We start from the raw sequence: 1,088 nt of genomic DNA on the forward strand, positions 1-1,088 counted from the left end.
TTCAGGCACAGCTCCAATGAGGCGAGGGGTCGAATCAAAGCGCGAGAGCAGACAAGAAAAACGGAGAGAAAGGAGCTGCAGGACGACAATTGAACTTATAGTTATCCACAGCCAGCGGACATCAAAGTGAACCTGCCCCTGTTTGACGTACTGCTTAGCCACTTCATTATGCGGCCTTCAATTGCTGTGCCGCGTCCCAGCGTTTTTCAAACTGCATCGGACTGACGTAGCCCAACGTGGAGTGCAACCGCCGGTGGTTGTAGAACGTCAGCCAGTCAATCACCTCATCCATTGCCTGCCTGCGGGTTGCAAACCTCTGTCCGTACAGCCTGCCCACCTTCAAGCGACCCCACAGACTCTCCGTAGGTGCGTTGTCCCAGCAGTTTCCCTTGCGGCTCATGGAACTTCTCATTTTGTAACCCGCCAGCGTGCCCTGGAACTCATGCCCGCAGTATTGGCTGCCTCGGTCCGAATGGAAGATCAGGCCTGGCGCTGGCTGACGCCGGAACCATGCCATCTTTAACGCGTCTGTCACCAGGCTGCTCTGCATGTGAGGCTGCATGCTCCAGCCCACCACCTGTCGGCTGAACAGGTCTATCACTGCTGCCAAGTACAAACCAGCCCTCGTCGGTGGCGATATAGGTGATGTCTCCCGTCCAGACCTGGTTAGGGCTACGCTGAACAAGCCACCGAATTCAGCGATATGTTGCTAGTTGATTGCATGATGCGAGATGTGATGGGCGAAGCGGCCCAATTTCGGCCCGTATTTCTGGCCTTTTCACGCCAGACACGCGCATTGCGCGCTCTGAAGACGCACTCATGCCATGCGGCGTCCACGCGCTAAGTAGATGTTGGCCAGACCCAAGGCCACGAACGAGCGCGTGGCGTTCTTGGCCAGGCCGCGATAGCGCACCTTGGTGAAGCCCCACAGCCGCTTGACCACTGCGAAGACGTGCTCCACCCGGGCGCGTACCTTGGACTTGTTGCGATTCTTCGAGCGCAGGGCCGGGTCAACCTCACCTCCCTTGCGCACCCGCTGGTTGGTGAAGTCGTTCGCATGTGGTGCCTTGGATGCGATCAGTGCCTTC

1 protein-coding gene and 1 pseudogene are annotated in these 1,088 nt (G+C 57.8%); both read right to left on the reverse strand.

What is annotated here, in order from left to right:
• Positions 1-166: 166 nt before the first annotated feature.
• Positions 167-674, reverse strand: a pseudogene (locus tag B9Z45_RS16690) (IS3 family transposase); the annotation flags it as partial.
• 143 nt (positions 675-817) lie between these two features.
• On the reverse strand, positions 818-1,088 hold a 271-nt coding region (locus B9Z45_RS16695), incomplete at its 5' end, for a transposase (protein WP_146180911.1).

It is taken from the genome of Limnohabitans sp. 2KL-17 (assembly GCF_003063415.1).
Lineage (GTDB): Bacteria > Pseudomonadota > Gammaproteobacteria > Burkholderiales > Burkholderiaceae_C > Limnohabitans_A.